Here is a 20,530-nt window from a genome sequence, read left to right on the forward strand (position 1 = left end):
AACCACCGGTGTTTTAACTTCATTGCTACCATGCTGCTCACTTACTGATCAGACCTGCTGACCCATCAAGTTCCCCCTCAACGCGCCGATAGATTACCTGAAGGAATGTGAGAGCACAGGGAGTGGTTCTTTTTACCGAAAAAGTGTCGACCCCAGGAGCGCCAGCATGGCCAAACGACTGTCTGATAAGAAAAAGATGAGTACCCGCACGCAAATGCTGCTGACGGGTGCCTTAACCATTACCCTTGGCTTTACCGTCACCATTGGTGTGCTTAACTGGCAATCCAGCCACGAACAAAAATCCCTGGCCGAAAATTATCTGCAACAGATAGCGCAGAGCCAGGCGCTGCAAATCCAGCAGGATCTCAGCTATGCGCGTGATGTGGCGCATAACCTCGGTCACAGCATTATCGCGCTGCCGGGCGCGGGTGTGCAGGATCGAAAAGTCATCGACAAGATGATGGAATCTACGCTGCGTGACAATCCCAGCTATCTTTCTGTCTCGGTGATTATGGAAGAGAACGCCTTTGACGGGCGTGACGCCGAGTTTGCCAGCCAGGCAGGACAGGCTCCGAAAGGCCGCTATGCCTGGTTTGTTGACCGCGATCAGTCCGGCAATTTCGCCATGCATCCGCTCACCTCGATTTTTACACCGGGCCAGGGTGACTATTATTTGCTGCCGCAGAAAAGCCAGAAAGACACGCTGATTGAGCCTTACAGCTACGCCTACAATGGCGTGCCGACGCTGCTCACCTCAGTTGCGGCACCGATTGTCAGCCAGGGCAAACTCTGGGGCGTGGTGACGTCTGATATTTCGCTGGCGTCATTGCAGGATCGGGTGAATAAAATCAAACCCTGGGAAGGCACGGGCTACGCCATGCTGCTCTCCAGCGCCGGGAATGTGGTTTCTTACCCGGATAAAAGCCAGACCACCAAAGCGTGGAAAGGTAATACCAACCACTTCAGCAGCGCCGTCAGTGAGGGTCATGACGCCATTCTCGGTGAAAATGCCCTCATGACCTGGCAGCCGATCGTCATCGGCAACAGCGACCAGAAATGGTATCTCGGTGTGGTGGCCCCGGTCAGCGAAGTGATGGCGGCAGCCAATCGCCAATTGATCAACGCCATCGTGCTGATGGTCATCAGCATCCTGTTGGTCAGCGCTTTGCTGGGTATCCTGTTTAGCCGCAAGGTGTTGAAACCGATTGGCGGCGAGCCGCTGGAAGCCGCCACCATCGCGCTGGCTGTGGCGGATGGCAAACTGGATAACGCGATTGCCGTGAAAAACCGCGATACCAGCAGCCTGTTCTATGCGCTGAGTACCATGCAGGACCAGTTGCGCGATATCGTTGGCCAGATCCAGGATGCCAGCGCCTCGGTGCGCCAGGGGGCGGGTGAAATCGCCAGCGGTAACCTGAATCTGGCGTCACGCACGGAACAACAGGCCGCCGCCCTCGAGCAGACTGCTGCCAGCATGGAGCAGATTACCGCGACGGTGAAACATAACGCCGCCAATGCGCATCAGGCGACCACCCTGACCGACAATGCGACGCACATTGCCAGCCGTGGCGAGGCGCTGGTCGGTGAAGTGGTGCAGACTATGGCGCAAATTGACGATAGCGCGAAAAAGATTGGCGACATCACCGCCATCATCAACAGCATCGCTTTCCAGACCAATATCCTGGCGCTGAACGCCGCGGTAGAAGCGGCGCGGGCCGGCGAGCAGGGGCGCGGATTTGCGGTGGTGGCTTCTGAAGTGCGTAACCTGGCGCAGCGCAGCGCCAATGCGGTGAAAGAGATTGCCGCGTTGATTGAGGAGTCCAGCCAGCGTGTCGACAGCGGTGTGCAGTTGGTGCGTGATGCCGGGAAAACCATGCAGGAGATGACTCAGGCAGTACATTCGGTACGCACCATTATCGGCGAGATCGTCACCGCGTCGGATGAGCAGGCGCGCGGGATCAGCCAGGTCACTATCGCGGTCAATGAGATGGATGGCACCACCCAGCAGAACGCCGCGCTGGTGCAGCAGATGTCGGCTGCCGCCAGTTCGCTGGAAGATCAGGCTGCGCAACTGGCGCAGACCGTCGGACGTTTTCATCTCGCCTGATGCGGAGTCGTAGCGGCGCGATTTATCGCGCCGCTACACATTTAGATTCTCGCTTTGCGCGCCAGATGGACATCAAGCGGCGACATCGGGAAGGGTTGCATCCGCTGAATCGCCTCAATGATAAAACCCGCCTGTTGCAATTCCCCACTCAGCACGCCCTGTTGCGTGACAGTGTAACCTCGCATCATTAATGGTGTGAAGAACGGTAGCACCTGACGTGCTTCCACCGGGTCGGCAGGCACCTCGGCATGCGCACTGATCAACAGCCCTCCTGGTTTCAGGCGGCGGTACAACTGCTGCAACATCGCCTGGCGATCCTCGACAAAATACAACAAGGAGGAGCACCAGATAATGTCGACCAGCTCGCTTTCCGCCAGTTGTGAACAGGCGCTAAAGCGCCCGCCTAATCCGGCACGTTCAATATTTTGCTGTGCCACCGTGGCGGTTTTGGGCAGATCAAGCACCACACCGGACAGCTGCGGGAAACGCTCAGCCAACGCCAGAGTGATCAGGCCTGGCCCGCCGCCCATGTCCAGCAGGCGCGCCGGACGCTGAAAATCAGCCAGCGTGCTGGCAATGGCGCAGGCGGTCGCGCCGCTCAGTGCCCGCTGCTCCTGGGCAATCTGGCTCATCGCTGCATCAGCCCAGGCAGTTTCAATCTCCAGCGGGTCCTGCCAGCCGGGGGTGCTGCGCTTCAGCAAGTCAGGCAGTTTGCGGGCAAACTGCTGCAACAGTTGCTGACGATAATGCCAGGCGTCACCGATATAACGTGTTCCGCTATGGCACAGATACGGTTGTGCTGTTTGCGGCGTGTGGTATTCCACCCCACGGCGCTGCAACAATTCCCCGCTCCACAGCAGGCGCAGCCAGTGCTCCACCGGTTCGGGCTGCCAGCCAAAATGATTTGCCACCTGCGTGGCATCCGCCTGCCGGGTCAGGAAATCGAATAATCGCTGTTCAAACGCCAGCGCCACAGCGCCACTCAGGGCATGTTGTGCCAGCAGGTTATCGAGAAAAGGTAACGGGGATGTCATGGCTGTCTCCAGAGCGAAGGTGATAGCAACAGACTAGCGTTTCAGACAGCAGACATTTATGCTCGTTGGTCTGCAAAACGGTGATTTGACTCTGCGCGAGGGCGAAAGCATGCAAAACCAGCCAAACGGCGACGACACGCCCTGGGTTGAACATCAACCAGGTATTGGTGTATTTCGCTCGCGTCAATTCACGCTGTCAGGTGGCATGCGGCTGGTGCAGTCCGACTATCAACCCCTCACCGCGCTGGCCGAAGTTTCGCGCCCTGGAAGTTCGTTCCCCCAGTTGGTGCTGACCTTTGGCTTGTGTGGCAGTTCGCGGTTTCGTGCCGATAGCGGCTGTGAAGTGCTGTTTAACGCCGGGCATCTTACCGTCACCAGCTTTCAGCACAGCAGCGGAGAACGCCTTTATCGCGCCGGTGAACGGGTACAGCAGCTCCGTCTGGTGCTCAACGCCGACAGCGCGCAACGTTATCTGGGAGCCGAGACGGCAGAAATGTTACTGCACCAGCCGCAACTGAAGCGTCATCTGTTCAGCCCTTTTGGTGGTGCCACTGCCGCCCAACTTAATAACGTGCCGACCGATCCACTGCTACGTGAAATCCAGGCGTTAAATTTGCTGGCGCTGCATCGTCATCAGTTGCAACCGCAGGTTGTTCCGGAAAAAAAACGCCATCCTCAGGATCTTGAACGCGTTGAGCAGGCGCATAGCTGGATGCTAACCCATCTGGCGGAACCTTTTACCCTGGCAACGCTGGCGTTGGCTGTCGGACTCAGTGATTACCAGCTCAAGAAAGGCTTCCAGCAGCATTTCGGCTGTACCCCCGGAGAGAAATTACTGGCGTTACGCATGCAGAAGGCGCATCAGTTGCTGGAGGAAGGGTACCAGGTCGCCCAGGCGGCGTGGCAGGTGGGGTATCAGCATCCACGCAATTTCAGCGTGGCGTTTCAACGCTACTTTGGACGCCCGGCCAGTCAGGTTGCCGGGCGTGGTCAGTCAACGTGAACGACGTGCGGGCATCATACGCAGCAGGGTGTTGTCTTTGATCAGGTAATGATGCACCAGCGCGGCGGCAGCGTGTAGGCCCACCAGCCAGTAACCGTAAGGGGCGAGGGTTTCATGCCAGCCACTGAGGGTATCCGAGAAATCTGGATCGGGATCGCTGCTGACGGGCATCGGGATGCCAAACAACCACCAGGTACGGCCAAGATAGAAACGCGACAAAATGCCGAGAATCGGCAGCACGATAAAAAACAGATACAGCGCCAGATGCATCAGATGCGCCAGCCCGGTTTGCCAGTGCGGCGGTTTGGGTACGATGGCTGGACTGCGATGGCGAAAACGCAATAATACACGCGATAGCATCAGCACCAGCACGCAACTTCCCGCGCTGAAATGACCAATGATCATGGCAAACCCCTGCCAGGAACCCCGCGTCGCCAACCCGCGAAATTCCATGGTGCAATACGCGGTGACGACCAGTAGAAATGTCAGCCAGTGGAGAAAAACCTGCGAGGGGGCGAATTTGTTCTGCATATCTATTCCGTTAAAAAGTCTGGCAAACAAATAAGATAACGGAAAAGTGTGAGTGTGAATTCATATTTTGACACAAGGTTTTACGTTTCCTGTTCACAGGCAGTGAGCAACTGACTCAGCAACGCCGAAAGCTGTTGCTGTTGTGCCGGTTGCAGCGCGGCCAGTAACGCGCTTTGCGTTTGGGTATGCACCTGCAACGCTTGCTCAATTTTCTCCTGCCCGGCGGTGGTTAATGCCACCAGCGTGCTGCGTTTGTCTTGTGGATCGGCCACGCGGGTGATTAGCCCGACCTGTTCCAGCCGATTCAGTCGATGGGTCATCGCTCCCGAGGTGACCAGCAGCGACTTATACAGTTGGGTGGGCGATAAACAGAAGGGGTTTCCTGCACGGCGCAACGTCGCCAGCACATCAAATTCCCCCTCGTGAAAACCAAACGGGGCCAGCGCCTCGCCTCGCGTTTTCGCCAGATGTTTCATAATGCGCAGCATCCGGCCAAAAACGGCCATCGACGATGCATCCAGCTCCGGCATGGCGCTGGCCCATTGTTGTGTCACGAAATCGACGTGATCCGCCACTTTTCCCCTCACTTGTTGTGGTTACCGTGTTGTTTTGTGCGCATGGTCTACTCCGTCATCATGATTTATCTTAACGTTAAGATAAATCAGCAATGGAGAAGCACTGTGAAACGTACCTTACCTGCAATCGGCTTATTTACCTTTATGGTTTTTATCGTCGGTCTTAATCTCAGGCCGGTGATGGCCGCAATCGGGCCACTTTTTACCCGGATACAACAAGATATTCATCTCACGGCGACCCAGGTCAGCCTGCTCACCAGCTTACCGGTGATTATGATGGGCCTGGCGGCGTTGGCGGGACCCTTGCTGCTGCGGTGGCTGGGGGAGGTCAAAGGGATTGCCAGCGGATTAATCCTGCTGGTACTGGCCTGTCTGGCTCGCGGAGTCAGCCAGCAGGGGTTGATGTTAATTGCCAGTGCCTTGTTGGCCGGGATCGGTATTGGACTGATTCAGGCGCTGATGCCTGCACTGATTAAACGGCGCTTTACGCGCCATGCCGGTACGCTGATGGCGCTATTTACCACCGGGATTATGGCCGGTGCGGCACTGGCGGCCGCCAGTGCCGCACCGCTGGCCGCACGCTCGGGCTTAGCGTTGACGCTGGCGTTGCCGGCATTGCCAGCGTTACTGGCTTTGCTGCTCTGGCGTCAAATGCTGCGTTCTCACGAGCCCGTTGAGGTACAACCCCGCGTCCAGGCGATCAATCCGCGACGTACCTGGCTGTTGCTGGTGTTCTTCGGTATCGGTACCGGTGCTTACACGCTGGTACTGGCATGGCTGCCCGCGTTTTATCAGCAACATGGCTGGAGCGCCCGACAAAGCGGTTTTCTGCTCGGCGCATTGACGCTGACGGAGGTGGTGGCTGGTTTTGTACTTTCCGCGCTGATCCATCGTTTTCCCGATCGTCGCCGTCCCCTGTTACTGGTACTGCTGCTTATCCTCGCTGGCCTGATCAGCCTGATGATGTTGGGCGGCGAACAGGCCTGGCTGCCCACGTTACTGCTGGGGTTAGGAATTGGCGCGTTGTTTCCCCTGTCGCTGATCGTCACTCTCGATCATGCCCGGACAGCGGAGCAGGCGGGTGCGCTGCTGTCGATGGTGCAGGGCGGAGGTTATCTGCTGGCGGCATTGATGCCGTTGATCGCCGGCATGGTACGTGATCATGCTGCCTCCTTTGATAGCGCCTGGGCGTTGATGAGTGTCGGGATCGTGCTGTTGATGGGGATGGCACTGCGTCTGCGCCCTCAATTGATGACCTGATGAAATAATTGTATCGCTGTATATCATGATTTATAACGCATACCACTTGACCTACAACACAAGGAAAAATGCATGAACCTGTTTATGTTTTATGTTGGTGGTAATGCCGGGAAATCGAATATTGAAGTCCATGATATTCAATTTGTTGCGGCTGACCAGCCGCAGGATGCCTGGCCTGCGTTACGTGAAGCCTGGTTTGGTGACGCGGATAAAATTCATATCGATGGCTACGCACGTATTACCTGGGCGGATGGCTATCGCGTGTCGCTGTCGCCAGAACCGGCAACCGGTGGCGAGCACTTGTTCTTTGTGAATGCCGGTGCCTACCATCCTTCAACCCTGGCGGAACTGCATGCCTTTGACTTGTTTGTAGCGCAGGATGCCGCGCAAGCAAAAGCCAGCGCGCTGGAGCGGTTGCTGAAAGGGGCAGATCAGCAACACAAGGACAATCTGAAAGAGGTGGATGATTGTCTGCTGCTGGATAAGATAGGGAACTTATATGTGCACCTGACCCCGGATGCAAACGGCCAGCCGTTTCAGCCAGAGTGGCAGGGATATCAGCCGATAGGTGTTGAGTAATCGTTATTTGTCCGTTGCGGCGCGATAAAGCGCGCCGCAATGTATGAACATAAAGGTGATGTGTATGTCTCCCAAAATTGGTGTGGGTGTTCTGATTTTCCGTCACGGGAAATTGTTGCTGGGGCGGCGCAAAGGTAGCCACGGTGCGGGCGACTGGTCAGCGCCTGGCGGTCACCTGGAGTTTGGTGAAACGCCGGAGGCGTGCGCGCGGCGGGAAACGCTGGAAGAAACCGGGTTACAGCTGCACAGCCTGCAAAATGGCGCTTTTGTCAGCGATGTGTTCCCGGAAGTCCAAAAGCATTACATCACGCTGTTTATGGTGGCGCTGCATGCGGAGGGGGAGCCACAGTGTCTCGAACCTGAGAAATGCGAAGGCTGGCAGTGGTTTGCGCCGGAAGCCTTGCCGGAACCGCTGTTCGCTCCGCTCCGCACGTTGATTGCGCGCGATGGGCTGGCGGCGTTACAGCCGGAGCATCATCACTGAAACCCGGTCACCATCCACTTCGCGCTGTTCCACGTCCTGCCAGCCGAAGCGCTGGTAAAGCGCCTGTTGGTCCGGGGTATACAGCCACAGCGCGGAGATATTCCGCGCGCGGGCTTCCGTAATCATCCGGCTGATTAGCGCGCTGCCGACCCCTTTGCCGCGATGTTCAGGGGCGGTAATCACTTCACCCAACCAGAACTCACGCTCGACAACATCGGTTAACTCATGCTGGATCAGGCTGGCGGATGCCATCAAAGCGCCATCGGCTGCGGTTGCCACCAGTGTCAGGGTCTTGACCGAGGGCAGATTGCGTGCCTGCAAACGCGCCTCGATCTGCCCCGGATTGTTCCAGTTGGGATACGCCGCCCATTCGCGAAATAACAGTTGCGTTAGCGGCGTGATAAGGGCGGGCTGCTGTTGCAGCGAGCTGATTTGCATGGCGTTTCCTTAGATGTTTTCTCCCGGAGAGAGACAGTCTAACGATAAAGCTTCAGATTTCCCGTCAGCCGGGTAATTTTTTTCTTTGGTCCGATCAAGCCGATCGCCACCAGCTCGATATGATCGCTGTGCGCTGAAGCAATGCGTTCACCATATTCATCATAGGTTTTGCAGGACTGCGCCAGGGCGCTGAACGGCATGGTGAAAATCTCCGCATCATTGGCACAGTTTTGCTGCAATTCGCGCAAATAATTCCCCTGCGCCAGTAACACCGGCAAAGGCGCATATATCACCCCCGGATAGTATTCACCGTCCTGGCTGTGCATATCCGGCCCTACCAGATTATCAATCCATTTGCCAAAGCTGATGCCAATCACGCTGGCAGCATTCATCGCCAGCCCGGCGGGCAATTGCTGGTCAATCACCAGGGTACAACGGTGCACATTGGCGTCAAATTTCATACTTTTCTCCTGCGGTTGCTGTGGCAGATATTGTGCGCGACGCGCAGAGAAAAGTGCTTGCTGTTTAGCAAACTATTTCCTTAAGTTAAGGCAGAATTAACCCTAATGCGATATTTAAAAGAAAGGATATTCCCGCAATGAGTTTGACCAGGACAGATATCAAAATTCTTACGCAGTTGCAGCAGGATGCACGCATCACCAATCAGAACCTCGCCGATGCGATTGGCCTGTCGCCTTCGCCTTGCTGGCGCAAAGTCCGCAAACTGGAAGAAGATGACGTGATTCAGGGGTATCGCGCGGTGCTGAACCGCAAGAAGATCGGCCTCAATATGATGGTGTTTGTGCGTGTCACTATCGACAGCCATAGCGAGGCAGAAGCGCGGAAGTTTGAGGCGGAAGTTGCTGCGCTGGAGAACGTGGTTGCCTGCTATAGCATTGGCGGCGATGCCGATTTCTTGTTGCAGGTAGTGGCGGCAGATATGGATCGCTATGCCGATTTTGCTATGTCGGTAATTCGCCGCTTGCCGGGCATTAAAGAGATGCAAAGCATGTTTGTGCTGAAAGAAATCAAAGCCCAATCCGTCTGGCCGATTCAGGCCACAGACCACAGTTAGCTTTTGTGTTACAACTTTTGCGCAAAGCACTCACAGAATGTCAAAGGTTGATGTATAGTCCGCTTCTTTTTTCGGAGGAACCATGCTGACCAACTCATCCACCCGCCTTAATAAATACATCAGCGAGAGCGGTATTTGCTCACGCCGTGATGCCGATCGTTATATCGAACAGGGCAATGTTTTTATCAACGGTAAACGCGCCAGCGTGGGTGCGCAGGTGTTTGCTGGTGATGAAGTTAAAGTGAATGGTCAGCTGATTGAACCGCGTGACGCAGAAGATTTGGTGCTGATTGCGTTGAACAAGCCGGTGGGCATCATTACCACGATGGAAGAGGGCGAGCGCGATAACATCAGCGACTTCGTCAACCATAGCAAACGCGTGTTTCCGATTGGCCGACTGGATAAAGACTCCCAGGGGCTGATTTTCCTGACTAATCATGGCGATCTGGTGAACAAAATCCTGCGTGCCGGGAATAACCACGAGAAAGAGTACGTCGTGACGGTGGATAAACCGATCACCGATGAGTTTATTAGTGGCATGGGGGCCGGTGTCCCCATGCTCGGCACCGTGACCAAGAAATGCAAGGTGAAGAAAGAGTCGACCTTTGTGTTTCGTATCACGCTGGTCCAGGGGCTTAATCGGCAGATTCGCCGCATGACCAAACATTTTGGTTATGAAGTCACTAAGCTGGAACGTACCCGCATTATGAACGTCAATCTGAAGGGAATACCTTTGGGGGAATGGCGTGATTTAACGGACGATGAGTTAATTGAACTGTTTAAGTTGATCGAGGATTCCTCTTCGGAAGACAAATCGACGCAAAAAGCGCAGGCGAAAAAGAGCAGTGCGAAAAAACCAGCTGCCAGCGGGCCAAAGAACGGTGAAAAACCGGGCAGCAATCCTGGTGCGCGCAAACGCTTTACCCAACCCGGTCGTAAAAAGAAAGGTCGTTAATTGGGCTGAAAATACCCGGCGACGGGTATTTCTAATTATTACTGGCACATCCAGCATTGAAATACATTGACATGATTTAACAATGTCAGTTTTTTAATGCTTCTTAAACGCCGCGCTATTACTAATCCTATTTTTCATCAAACAACTTTACTCGCGAAGAATTTATTTTATAACTATCTTACTGACATTTTTAATTCCACCGAACTCGTTTCGTGTTTAGGAGGATTGATGAATATTGTAGTCAGTAGCGACGGCTACCCAGAGAAAAGGAACATAATGGTTGATCCTGAAAACAATTATGTAAACCTAAAGAAGAAAAACATCTATCTCTATATCAATACCCTGCGACAGAAAGTTTTTAAAAAGAATAAGATATTCATCTTTCAGCCTTTCCCCGGCATGATTTCTGATAATGGGGATATTATTCATCTTTTTAATGAAGTGGCTCGTACATCCTCCCGATGGGTATCGACATTCGAGACTGAAATCCCGCGCGTATTACCGGTTGCAGGCATCGCGAAAACCCAAAACCCGGAACTCCATGCCTTAATGCGTTTGGCCGCGCGCAAGGAATGTGTTCGTCTGATCGCCATTTCTGAAGCTACTCACCGTATTCAACTCAAGCTGTTGGATGCTTTCCCTACGCTGAAAGACAGTATCGCCGCTAAGCTGTGCGTTATGCATCCTCCACAGCCCCTGTTGACCGACAAAGTGCGCAAAGCCACAGATACGCTGATCACCTTTAGTTTTATTGGAAATGAGTTTTATCGCAAAGGTGGGGCGGAAGTGGTGATGGCATTTACTGAGTTAGCCAATGAGGGGTTGATTGATCCACAAAAAATAAAGGTGAATCTTATTGGTGACCTCGGGCGACGACATAATATTGCTCATCACCATTATCAGGATAATGATAGTTTCCATCATCAAATCGAGGATCTGATCAATAAGTGGTCCTTTTTCCATCATGCTTCTTCTCTACCCAATACATCCGTAATTGAATTGCTCAAACAGACCGATGTCGGGCTGCTGCCTACCTGGCAGGATACCTATGGTTTTTCTGTACTGGAAATGCAGGCCTGTGGCTGTCCGGTGATCACCACCAATGTCAGGGCGCTGCCGGAAATTAATCCTTCTTATGCCGGTTGGCTTATTGAGCACAAACTCAATGATATGTTTGAGTTTACGGTTGATTCTGACCAGACGAAGCAAAAAATCAGGAATACCATTATCAGCCAGCTGAAAGGGTATATTACCGATGTGGTGCATGATCCGGGCAGTATTAACCGCCGTTCCGAGCAGGCATTAACGAGGATCCGCCGGGAGCATGATCCTCGCTGTTTTCAGGAAAGGTTAAAGGATATCTATTTATCAGTGGGTTAGTCTGAGTTGTTACTTAATCCCTCCAGTCGCAAAACAATCTCTTTGGACAAGTTGAGCGCCGAACTGGCCAGATTTTGTTGCAGATGTGCTGGCGAAGAGGTGCCTGGAATCAACAAAATATTGGGTGAGCGTTGCAATAACCACGCCAGCGCAACTTGTAATGGTGTGGCATTCAGCTCATTTGCTACGGCGCTCAGCTGCTCCGACTGCAATGGGGAAAAACCGCCAAGCGGGAAGAAAGGAACATAGGGGATGCCCTGATGAGCCAGTTGGTCAATCAGGGCATCGTCCTGTCGGTTAGCAAGATTGTAGAGATTCTGCACACAGGCGATAGGGCTGATGGCCTGGGCGTCTGCCACCTGTTTTGGTGTGACGTTGCTCAAACCGATGTGCCGGATCAGGCCGCGCTCTTTCAGTTTAACCAGCGTTGCCAATTGCGTCTCCAGTGAGCCTTCCGCCGGACCGTGGACATCAAACATGGCACGTAGATTCACCACATCGATCACCTCAAGCCCCAGATTGCGCAGGTTATCTTCCACCGCCGTCGTTAGCTCAGCGGGGGAAAACGCGGGTAGCCAGCCCCCTTGCTGGTCACGGCGCGCGCCAACTTTGGTGACAATCACCAGATCCTCTGAGTACGGATGCAGCGCTTTTTTAATCAGCTGATTGGTCACATGGGGGCCATAGAAATCACTGGTATCGATATGATTGACGCCAGCGGCGATGGCATCGCGCAGCACCTGTACGGCGCGTGCTTCATCTTTTGGCGGGCCAAATACCCCCGGCCCGGCAAGCTGCATGGCACCATAACCCAGACGGTTAACACGACGATGGCCAAGGGAATACGTCATTTCAGGATGAGACATGGGAACCTCCTTCTTAGGCTGTCTGATGATTGTAATGACGTATTGGCTGTGCAACTATCCGCTGAAATCAGGACACAGTGTACGGAGTGACGCACAATGTCATTAGATATTGCTTTGCTGCATGCGGTGGTGGCGGTGGCAAAAGCAGGCGGTTTTCGTGAAGCGGCTCGCATGACGGGTAGCAATCCTTCCCGTCTCAGTGATGCCGTACGTCGCGCTGAACAACAACTGGGTGTGCGGCTGTTCAACCGCACCACGCGCACCGTGGCGCTAACCGAAGCGGGCAGGGCATTGATGCTGCGCCTGCTACCCGCAATGAATGAAGTGGATGCTGCGCTTGATGCGCTTAATCGTTTTCGCGATACACCGGGCGGCACCTTGCGCCTGAACGTCCCCGTCAGCGCCGCGCGTCTGGTGCTGCCCGCAATCATCCCAGGATTCCTGGCGCGCTATCCCGATATTCAGTTGGAGGTGGTGGCCGAAAGCAATGTTCAGGACATCTTTCGCGACGGTTGCGATGCGGGCATCCGCTATGACGATCATCTGGAGCAGGACATGGTCGCGCTCCCCATTGGCCCACGTATCCAGCGTTTCGCGGCAGCGGCGGCACCGGGATATCTGGCGCAATATGGCATACCGCAACATCCACGCGAGCTGATGCAGCATCGTTGCCTGCTGGGGCGCTATGCCACCGGGGTGATGGCTGAATGGGAATTTGCCCGTGCGGATGAAACCGTGCGGCTTCAGCCGAAAGGGCCGTTAACCTGTAGCATCGGGGCGGCGATGGATTTAACGGTGCAAGCGGCGATTGCCGGTACCGGGATTGTTTATCTGTTTGAAGATTGGCTGCGACCGGCTCTGGTGAACGGGCAGCTCCAGGCGATACTCACGGAGTGGTGGCTGAGTTTTTCCGGCTTGTGGCTCTACTACAACGATCGTCGTTTAATTCCGGCACCGCTCCAGGCCTTTATCGATTATGTCCGTGAGTTGAATACAGCCAGATGAAATTGCTATTCCTGAACTTTTCCCCGGCGTGATATACCAGGCAGGTGCTATGTATTGAAATAACAGTTAAACAGGGATCATCGTTGGAGGTTTTTTCATGCAGTCTTCTTTTCCCCTCGTTTCGCGCGCCACTATCAGCCAGATTTCACCCTCGCTTATCCGCGAAATTGCCAATGAAGGGATGGATCGTCCCGATATGCTCGCCTTCTGGTTTGGCGAGTCGGACAAACCGACACCACAATATATCACCGACGCCGCAATCACCTCGCTACAACAGGGGGAAACGCGGTATATCCAGAACCTTGGGCGGCCTTATTTGCGCCAGGCGTTGTCAGATTACCTCGGCCAGTTACATGGACGCCCCATCGGTAGCGAACAACTGGCGATCACCAGCGCGGGTATCAACGGGCTGATGCTGGTGGCGCAAACGGTGCTGTCACCGGGAGATAAGGTGGTGGCGATCACCCCAGTGTGGCCAAATGTGGTGGAGATCCCGCAGATCCTCGGCGCAACCGTGGATCGTGTCGCGCTGACGGTGAAGGAGGGGGCGTGGGCGCTGGATATGGATCAATTGCTGAGTGCGTTGCGTCCTGATGTACGGATGTTGATCATCAACTCGCCGGGTAACCCGACGGGCTGGACGATCACCAACGAAGAAGTACAAACCATCCTCTCGCACTGCCGCAAACACGGCATCTGGATCCTCAGTGATGATGCTTATCAACGGCTGATCTATGCCAGCGATCGTCACTATGCACCGTCGTTCCTTGATTACGCCACACCGGACGATCGCCTGATTTCGGTGAATACCTTCTCCAAAGCCTGGCTGATGACCGGATTTCGTGTGGGCTGGGTGGTCGCGCCACCATTGATTATCGAAGCGTTGGGCAAGTTGATTGAGTTCAACACCAGTTGCCTGTTTGAACCCTGCCAGCGCGCGGCGCAAGCGGCGTTGTTGAGCGGTGAAAGCGGCATTATCAGTTTGCGTGCCGAGCTGGCGCACAGCTATCAATTTTTGGTCAATGGACTGCGAGAATTGCCGGGCGTGACGGTGCCAGAAAGCGGCGGGGGGATGTATGCGTTCTTCCGAATTGAGGGCTTCGCGGATACCACCCTGCTGACCAAACGACTGGTACGGGAAAGCTCACTCGGCCTGGCACCCGGTGCGGCATTTGGTCCGGAAGGCAATGGTTGGGTTCGCTGGTGCCATGCGGTGTCCTCCACCGATAAGTTGCAGCAGGGCCTGGCGCGTCTGGGTGAGTTTTTAGCGCGTAATCGTTAATGGCTTCCATTCGTAGCGGCGCGATTTATCGCGCGGGTTTTGGCTACGGCGGTAAAAAGGCGCGATAAATCGTATAGATAAAAAAAAGCCGATAACCGTTGCCAGTTATCGGCTTTTTCGCTTTACGCAAACATTATGCGCTCAGCAATTGATCCGCGGTCTTTTCCACCAGCGCCAGCAGGATTTTAACATCCTCCAGCGTCACGGTTGGGTTCAGCAACGTCAGCTTCAGGCAGGTGATGCCATCAGCCTCAGTCACACCCACGTTAGCGCGACCTGACTCCAGCAGTGCATCACCGATGCGCTGGTTAAACAACGCTACGGCCGCATCGCCGCTGGATGCCAGCTGCTCAGGGCGGAAACGGAACAGAACGCTTGCCAGCTGCGGCTGCATGACCAGCTCAAAACGCGGCAGGTCGCTGACGTATTGCGCAACTTCCTGCGCCAGGGTCACACCGTGATCGATAATCGCGGCGTATTGTTTCTGACCCAGAGCTTCCAGACCCATCCACAGCTTCAGCGCATCGAAACGACGGGTGGTTTGCAGTGATTTGGAAACCAGGTTTGGCACGCCCTGCTCTTCATCGAACTCAGAGTTCAGGTACGCCGCCTGATAACGCATCAATTCATAATGACGCTCATCTTTCAGCAGGAACGCACCACAACTGATGGTCTGGAAGAACTGCTTGTGGAAGTCCAGGGTGACAGAATCCACCAGCTCAAGGCCATCCAGGTAATCGCGATACTTCTCAGACAGCAGCAGTGCGCCGCCCCATGCCGCATCGACGTGAACCCAGATGTTGTGCTCAGCAGCAATGCCGGCGATTTCACGCAGCGGGTCAATGGCACCCGCATCAGTGGTGCCAGCGGTGGCAACAATCGCCAGAATCTGCTCGCCGTTAGCTTCGGCCTGTGCCAGTTTGGCTTTCAGGTCGTTAACATCCATGCGGGCAAAACGGTCTGACTTCACCTGCACCACAGATTGATAACCGTGGCCCAGCAGCGCCATGTTCTTCTGCACTGAGAAGTGGGCGTTTTCCGAGCACAGCACTTTAATCTTACGCAGATCGCCAGTGATGCCATCCTGCTGAACCGAATGACCCTGACGCGCATAGAATGCATCACGCGCCAGCATCAGGCCCATCAGGTTGCTTTGGGTACCGCCACTGGTGAACACGCCAGCGTCACCGGCCGGATAACCCACTTGCGCACGCAACCATTCAATCAGTTTGATCTCAATGATGGTGGCAGACGGACTTTGGTCCCAGGAATCCATGCTCTGGTTAGTGGCGTTGATCAGCACTTCCGCGGCCTGGCTTACCACCAGGCTCGGACAATGCAGATGCGCCACGCACTGCGGATGATGCACCGACAGGCTGTCTTTCAGAAAGTATTCAATCGCGCGCTCAATCGCGGCCTGGTTACCCAGGCCATTCGGATTGAAGTCGAGCGTAATACGCTCACGCAGTTCAGCAACGGTTTTGCCCTGGTACATTTCAGGCTGCTTGAGCCACTGCACCACGGCGGCGCTGCTCTGCGCAATCGCCTGCTGGTACGCTTCAATGCTTTGTGCAGAAGCGGCCAGAATCGGGTTTACTTCAGTCATCTAACTCTTCCGAATCAAACTGGTTTGATGCCAGCGCCAAGCAGCGCCTGCTCAAATTTATCAAGGAAAATCTTCAGTTCGTCGTTGCTGATCAGCAGCGACGGCAGCAGACGCAGTACCGCGCCATGACGGCCGCCACGCTCCAGAATCAGGCCCGCTTCGAAGCATTTCTTCTGCAACAGGGCAGAGAGTTCGCCATCAGCCGGGTAAGCACCCATATGATCAGCCGCTTCGTTCGGTTTCACGATCTCGATACCGATCATCATGCCCAGACCACGAATGTGGCCGATTACCGGGTAGCGCTTCTGCATTTCTGCCAGCTGCGCTTTCAGCCATTCGCCCTGTTCTGCCACTTTGCCCGCGATATCCTGTTCTTTCAGGATTTTCAGCGTAGTCAGGCCGGTAGCCATTGCCAGCTGGTTGCCACGGAAGGTGCCGGTGTGATGGCCCGGTGACCAGGCATCGAACTGCTTTTTGATACCCAGAACCGCCAACGGCAGACCGCCGCCTACGGCTTTTGACATCACGATGATGTCTGGCTCAATGCCTGCGTGTTCGAAGGCGAAGAATTTGCCGGTACGGGCAAAGCCAGCCTGCACTTCGTCGAGGATCAGCAGAATGCCGTGTTCCTGGGTTACTTTACGGATGCGCTGCAACCACTCGATCGGAGCCGGGTTCACGCCGCCTTCACCCTGAACGGCTTCGAGGATCACCGCAGCCGGTTTACGCACGCCACTTTCAACGTCGTTGATCAGGTTTTCGAAGTAGTAGGTCAGAGCTTTCACGCCCGCTTCACCACCGAGGCCCAGCGGGCAGCGGTACAGGTGCGGGTAAGGCATGAACTGAACTTCTGGCATCATACCGTCAACCGCTTCTTTCGGTGACAGGTTGCCGGTGACTGACAGCGCACCGTGGGTCATACCGTGATAACCGCCAGAGAAGCTGATAACGCCGCTACGGCCAGTGACTTTTTTCGCCAGCTTAAGGGCGGCTTCAACCGCATCGGCACCGGAAGGGCCGGTGAATTGCAGGCAATACTCTTTACCCTGACCCGGCAGCAGAGACAGCAGGGCTTCAGAGAACTGATCTTTTAACGGAGTCGTAAGATCAAGGGTATGTAACGGCAAGCCGCTGGTAATGACATTTTGGATGCTTTGCAGAACTTCCGGGTGGTTATGACCCAGTGCTAAAGTTCCTGCGCCAGCCAGGCAGTCAAGATATTGTTTATTCTCAACATCGGTAATCCACACGCCATGTGCTTTCGCAATTGCTAAAGGCAATTTACGTGGATAACTCCTGACATTCGATTCGAACTCAGCCTGACGGGCTAAGAACGCGTCGTTGTTTCCGTGGAATGAGTTGGCACCAAAATTATCAATACGGACTTTATCCGTCATCATATCTCTCCTCAACCGGGGGCAGGAAATGCGCGCCGATTGGTTAATTGAACAAAAAACTACCACCTGTGAAAAAAGCGCCGCCAATATAGAGCCTTTTACCCTGGGGGGCAATGATTAATTTTGTTTAGAATTGTTTATTACTTCTATATACGAATCAGGGCTTTGCTGAAGAATTGTCCGATTATTTTAATGTGGTTGTATGACGTGCGTATTAAATAATCGAGTGAATAAAAAGACTTATGCCTGCGAGCGATAACCACGGGCCAAAAGCGATGGCCTGATTCAAGCGTTGCTGCCACAAAATTCTGGAAATTAAGGCAAATAAAATGCCGCTACTACAGGCAATAATGAGCACAATCGGTAAAGCCTCCCAGCCTGTCCAGGCCGCGATCGCCGCCAGCAATTTCGCATCTCCCATTCCCAGTGCGTGCTGGTGGCGCAGCCAGTGATAGCCATGTGCAAGCCCCGCCAGTGAGATATACCCAATCACCACGCCCAGCACCGCATCCGTCAGCGAACCGGGCATAAGCGCCAGACAGTGCAATAATAAGCCGACCCACAATAACGGCAGCGTGACCGCATCAGGTAATAAATAATACCGGATATCGATGAGCGACAATGCCAACAAGGAGCCACAGAAAAATAATGTCGCCAACAACAAAGGGATATCCGGTAAAAATTTGCTCAGAACCAGACTGATGACAGCCATAAGCCATTCAATCAATGGGTAAATTATGCTTATCGGTTGGTGGCAATTGCGGCATTTACCCCGCAGCAACATCCAGCTTAAGAGAGGAATATTGTCGCGCCAGCAGAGCGAATTAAGGCAATTCGGGCAGTGTGATGGGGGAAACAACAAGCTCAGCTGTTGATCCGGTTGCATTAATCGTAGCGGCAAATGATAGACCACGACATTAATAAAGCTGCCGATGCTCAGGCCCAGCATTAACCAATAACACCATTCCATGTGTTTATCCTCGCAGTATTCTCCGGATACTTTATGCCGGCAGGGATAAACAAGGCGAGGGTAAATGAGCTATTACAACAAGTTGCACAAAGTTTTCAGCGCTGCATTCATAAATTTGCGGGTGTAGGGCGGTTGTCTGATTTTATTGCGATTAGTCGTGCGCTATTTAATTACTGCTGACGCTTAAACATCTGGATCGCTTCCTGCACGTTGCTGGTTTCAAGCTGCATCACGTACGCGTTATTGAGGAAAACATCATAATGCCCGGCATTATAGCGGAAGACATAGAGCGCCCCACGAAAGCGTAACCCTTTGGTTTTAACACCAATATGATGACGGCGCAGTGCGGCCTGCGAGAGACGGTCAGTTTCAGTTTTCACAGTTCACCTCCATGCCTGAAATTAAGTAAAAAACCAGGTAAATCAGCATAATGCCATTACCTTAGTTTTCCCTTAAGAAGAGTATAGTTAATCCTTTAATTTCAGGATTTGCAGGGAATTAAAGATTGTGAATCCCGCATCAAAGAGGCATATCCCCGTCAACCAGAATATCTGCCGTGATGTTCTACCAATCCTCAACACCAGACAGAAACAGTCTCACTTCTTCGTGTCATTTAATGTTCCGTTAAGTTTTCCGCCGTATTTTGTTTTTTAGCGAAACAACCCAGTGTGTCTAATGCTTTCAAAATGTGAGAAAAATTTGATTAGTGCATCATGCTGTACTAAGTGTTTATGCAGATGATAATAAGATTGATAACCCGTTAAAAACGTTGTTTACACTAGATAATTCTGGCAGTTAATCAGCAAATTTTAAGCAAAAGGCCTTAAACATTAAGGAATCTAATTTATGTCCTTTCTTCCGTTCTCGCGCCCGTCACTGGGCGAAGACGAGTTAGCAGCAGTCAAAGCGGTTTTTGAATCTGGCTGGATCACCACCGGGCCACAAAACGCCGCACTGGAACAAGCCTTTTGCCAGTTAACCGGCAATCAGCACGCGGTTGCCGTCTGTTCTGCCACCGCCGGCATGCATGTGACGCTGATGGCGCTGGGAATTAAGCCGGGTGATGAGGTGATTACGCCGTCGCAGACCTGGGTTTCCACCCTCAACATCATCACTTTGATGGGCGCAACGCCGGTGATGATTGATATCGACCGCGATACCTTGATGGTGACGCCGGAGTTGGTGGAAGCCGCGATTACGCCGCGCACCCGCGCCATTATTCCGGTGCATTATGCGGGTGCGCCCACCGATATTGATGCGATTCGTGCCGTGGGGGAAAAGCATGGTATCGCGATCATTGATGATGCGGCCCACGCGCTGGGTACACACTACAAAGGTCATCAGGTCGGGCAACGCGGCACGGCGATCTTTTCCCTGCACGCCATTAAAAATATCACCTGTGCTGAGGGTGGCGTGGTGGTGACTGATGATGCCGCGCTTGCCGATCGCATTCGCAGCTTCAAGTTTCATGGCTTAGGTGTGGATGCTTACGATCGCCACACCCACGGTCGCCGCCCGCAGGCCGAGGTCATTACCCCGGGGTTCAAATACAACCTGCCGGATATCAGTGCCGCGATTGCGCTGGTGCAATTGCAAAAACTGGATGCCATCAATGCACGCCGCCGTGCGATTGCTCAGCGTTACCTGACCGAACTGGCAGATACACCTTTCCTGCCATTGTCGCTGCCCACCTGGGCGCACCAGCATGCCTGGCATTTGTTCATCATTCGTGTGGATGAAGCCCGGTGCGGCATCAGCCGTGATGGATTGATGGAAGCGTTAAAAGCACAAGACATCGGTACTGGCCTGCATTTCCGCGCGGCGCATACCCACAAATATTATCGCGAGCAATACCCGCAACTTTCTTTACCTCATACCGAATGGAGCAGCGACCGTATCTGCTCAATTCCACTGTTCCCTGATATGACCGATGACGACGTTACCCGTGTCGTCAAAGCGCTGCACGCGCTGGCCGGAGGCTGA

Annotated in this window: 21 protein-coding genes; 11 read left to right on the forward strand and 10 right to left on the reverse strand. The window is 53.9% G+C overall.

What is annotated here, in order from left to right:
* Positions 1–166: 166 nt before the first annotated feature.
* Positions 167–2,107, forward strand: coding sequence for a methyl-accepting chemotaxis protein (locus AC6I8T_RS21845; RefSeq protein ID WP_497834396.1), 1,941 nt, complete (start codon positions 167–169; stop codon positions 2,105–2,107).
* Positions 2,108–2,148: 41 nt separating this feature from the next.
* On the opposite strand, the gene AC6I8T_RS21850 is transcribed toward AC6I8T_RS21845, so the two are convergent.
* A complete protein-coding gene (locus tag AC6I8T_RS21850) occupies positions 2,149–3,141 on the reverse strand; it encodes a class I SAM-dependent methyltransferase (protein ID WP_497834397.1) in 993 nt (330 codons plus the stop codon).
* 58 nt (positions 3,142–3,199) lie between these two features.
* Between AC6I8T_RS21850 and AC6I8T_RS21855 the strand changes: the two genes are divergently transcribed.
* Positions 3,200–4,144 (forward strand): helix-turn-helix domain-containing protein, encoded by a 945-nt coding sequence (locus AC6I8T_RS21855; RefSeq protein ID WP_244634073.1) that lies wholly within the window; start codon positions 3,200–3,202, stop codon positions 4,142–4,144.
* Here the strand turns inward: AC6I8T_RS21855 and cybB are convergent.
* Both cybB and AC6I8T_RS21865 read right to left on the reverse strand, forming a co-directional pair.
* Positions 4,136–4,675: a cytochrome b561 gene (gene cybB, locus AC6I8T_RS21860; protein WP_208726464.1), complete on the reverse strand. Its 540-nt coding sequence runs from the start codon at positions 4,673–4,675 to the stop codon at positions 4,136–4,138. The genes AC6I8T_RS21855 and cybB overlap by 9 nt on opposite strands.
* 80 nt (positions 4,676–4,755) lie before the next feature.
* Positions 4,756–5,250 carry a MarR family transcriptional regulator gene (locus AC6I8T_RS21865; RefSeq protein ID WP_208726466.1) on the reverse strand — a complete coding sequence of 165 codons (495 nt, stop codon included), beginning with the start codon at positions 5,248–5,250 and terminating at the stop codon, positions 4,756–4,758.
* Positions 5,251–5,355: 105 nt separating this feature from the next.
* Here AC6I8T_RS21865 and AC6I8T_RS21870 point away from each other — a divergent pair, with 105 nt between their 5' ends.
* The 3 genes from AC6I8T_RS21870 to AC6I8T_RS21880 all read left to right on the forward strand — a co-directional run bounded on the left by AC6I8T_RS21870 (position 5,356) and on the right by AC6I8T_RS21880 (position 7,573).
* On the forward strand, positions 5,356–6,510 hold the full coding sequence (locus AC6I8T_RS21870; protein ID WP_208726468.1) for an MFS transporter: 1,155 nt from the start codon (positions 5,356–5,358) through the stop codon (positions 6,508–6,510).
* A 72-nt stretch (positions 6,511–6,582) separates the two neighbouring features.
* Positions 6,583–7,089, forward strand: a complete 507-nt coding sequence (locus AC6I8T_RS21875) for a DUF1543 domain-containing protein (protein ID WP_208726470.1) — start codon at positions 6,583–6,585, stop codon at positions 7,087–7,089.
* Between the two features lie 64 nt (positions 7,090–7,153).
* Positions 7,154–7,573: a nucleotide triphosphate diphosphatase NUDT15 gene (locus AC6I8T_RS21880; RefSeq protein ID WP_208726472.1), complete on the forward strand. Its 420-nt coding sequence runs from the start codon at positions 7,154–7,156 to the stop codon at positions 7,571–7,573.
* Here the strand turns inward: AC6I8T_RS21880 and AC6I8T_RS21885 are convergent.
* On the reverse strand, positions 7,550–8,011 hold the full coding sequence (locus AC6I8T_RS21885; protein ID WP_208726475.1) for a GNAT family N-acetyltransferase: 462 nt from the start codon (positions 8,009–8,011) through the stop codon (positions 7,550–7,552). The genes AC6I8T_RS21880 and AC6I8T_RS21885 overlap by 24 nt on opposite strands.
* 38 nt (positions 8,012–8,049) lie before the next feature.
* Positions 8,050–8,472, reverse strand: a complete 423-nt coding sequence (locus tag AC6I8T_RS21890) for a DUF2000 domain-containing protein (RefSeq protein ID WP_497832888.1) — start codon at positions 8,470–8,472, stop codon at positions 8,050–8,052.
* 137 nt (positions 8,473–8,609) lie between these two features.
* Here AC6I8T_RS21890 and AC6I8T_RS21895 point away from each other — a divergent pair, with 137 nt between their 5' ends.
* The 3 genes from AC6I8T_RS21895 (at position 8,610) to AC6I8T_RS21905 (ending at position 11,421) form a co-directional block, all read left to right on the forward strand.
* Complete coding sequence (locus AC6I8T_RS21895) at positions 8,610–9,086, forward strand: Lrp/AsnC family transcriptional regulator (RefSeq protein WP_208726479.1); 477 nt, start codon at positions 8,610–8,612, stop codon at positions 9,084–9,086.
* Positions 9,087–9,168: 82 nt separating this feature from the next.
* Complete coding sequence (gene rluF, locus AC6I8T_RS21900; RefSeq protein ID WP_208726481.1) at positions 9,169–10,041, forward strand: 23S rRNA pseudouridine(2604) synthase RluF; 873 nt, start codon at positions 9,169–9,171, stop codon at positions 10,039–10,041.
* 228 nt (positions 10,042–10,269) lie between these two features.
* Positions 10,270–11,421 (forward strand): glycosyltransferase, encoded by a 1,152-nt coding sequence (locus AC6I8T_RS21905; RefSeq protein ID WP_208726483.1) that lies wholly within the window; start codon positions 10,270–10,272, stop codon positions 11,419–11,421.
* Here AC6I8T_RS21905 and AC6I8T_RS21910 read toward each other — a convergent pair.
* Positions 11,418–12,287: an aldo/keto reductase family oxidoreductase gene (locus AC6I8T_RS21910; RefSeq protein WP_208726485.1), complete on the reverse strand. Its 870-nt coding sequence runs from the start codon at positions 12,285–12,287 to the stop codon at positions 11,418–11,420. The genes AC6I8T_RS21905 and AC6I8T_RS21910 overlap by 4 nt on opposite strands.
* 96 nt (positions 12,288–12,383) lie before the next feature.
* Between AC6I8T_RS21910 and AC6I8T_RS21915 the strand changes: the two genes are divergently transcribed.
* Positions 12,384–13,292 carry a LysR substrate-binding domain-containing protein gene (locus AC6I8T_RS21915; RefSeq protein WP_208726486.1) on the forward strand — a complete coding sequence of 303 codons (909 nt, stop codon included), beginning with the start codon at positions 12,384–12,386 and terminating at the stop codon, positions 13,290–13,292.
* A 97-nt stretch (positions 13,293–13,389) separates the two neighbouring features.
* Positions 13,390–14,574 (forward strand): pyridoxal phosphate-dependent aminotransferase, encoded by a 1,185-nt coding sequence (locus AC6I8T_RS21920; RefSeq protein ID WP_208726488.1) that lies wholly within the window; start codon positions 13,390–13,392, stop codon positions 14,572–14,574.
* A 133-nt stretch (positions 14,575–14,707) separates the two neighbouring features.
* Here AC6I8T_RS21920 and AC6I8T_RS21925 read toward each other — a convergent pair whose 3' ends face one another.
* The 4 genes from AC6I8T_RS21925 to AC6I8T_RS21940 form a co-directional block, all read right to left on the reverse strand.
* Entirely contained in the window at positions 14,708–16,180 is a 1,473-nt protein-coding gene (locus tag AC6I8T_RS21925) for a pyridoxal phosphate-dependent decarboxylase family protein (protein WP_415175500.1), read from the reverse strand.
* 14 nt (positions 16,181–16,194) lie between these two features.
* Positions 16,195–17,580 carry a diaminobutyrate--2-oxoglutarate transaminase gene (locus AC6I8T_RS21930; protein WP_208726492.1) on the reverse strand — a complete coding sequence of 462 codons (1,386 nt, stop codon included), beginning with the start codon at positions 17,578–17,580 and terminating at the stop codon, positions 16,195–16,197.
* Between the two features lie 211 nt (positions 17,581–17,791).
* Positions 17,792–18,547 carry a prepilin peptidase gene (locus AC6I8T_RS21935; protein WP_497834398.1) on the reverse strand — a complete coding sequence of 252 codons (756 nt, stop codon included), beginning with the start codon at positions 18,545–18,547 and terminating at the stop codon, positions 17,792–17,794.
* A gap of 170 nt (positions 18,548–18,717) precedes the next feature.
* Positions 18,718–18,927 carry a hypothetical protein gene (locus AC6I8T_RS21940; RefSeq protein ID WP_208726495.1) on the reverse strand — a complete coding sequence of 70 codons (210 nt, stop codon included), beginning with the start codon at positions 18,925–18,927 and terminating at the stop codon, positions 18,718–18,720.
* A 466-nt stretch (positions 18,928–19,393) separates the two neighbouring features.
* On the opposite strand from AC6I8T_RS21940, the gene arnB reads away from it, so the two are divergent.
* Positions 19,394–20,530 (forward strand): UDP-4-amino-4-deoxy-L-arabinose aminotransferase, encoded by a 1,137-nt coding sequence (arnB, locus tag AC6I8T_RS21945; RefSeq protein WP_497834399.1) that lies wholly within the window; start codon positions 19,394–19,396, stop codon positions 20,528–20,530.

It is taken from the genome of Pantoea sp. X-Soil-OKNW-556 (assembly GCF_059730695.1).